Raw genomic sequence first — 241 nt, 5'->3', positions numbered from 1 at the left:
CCTGCGAGGTGTCATCCAGCGGCAGCGCGGCGATGCGGGTGAAGCGGCAGCCGAACTCAACGAGCATGTCCACCAGCGCCTGGTCTTCCGAGGCACGCGGCACGAGGATCACCCCGGGCAGCTTCTGCTGCTGCACGAAGCGGCGCACGCCTTCGATGTAGCCGGGGCTGCGCGAATCGCACGGGTGCCCCACCAGCTCGAAGCTGGAGCCGCGCAGCGCGTCCAGCGCGCGGTACTGCAT

At 69.7% G+C, this 241-nt stretch carries 1 pseudogene; it reads right to left on the bottom strand.

Going from position 1 to position 241, the window contains the following annotated elements:
• Nucleotides 1-241, bottom strand: a pseudogene (locus tag ACQG3P_RS22490) (LacI family transcriptional regulator); the annotation flags it as partial.

Origin of the sequence: Stenotrophomonas sp. SrG, from assembly GCF_050031795.1 — a bacterium.
GTDB classification, from domain to species: Bacteria; Pseudomonadota; Gammaproteobacteria; order Xanthomonadales; family Xanthomonadaceae; genus Stenotrophomonas; species Stenotrophomonas rhizophila_A.
The sequence above is the reverse complement of the archived record's forward strand: the minus strand, read 5'-3'. Positions and strand labels throughout refer to the sequence as shown.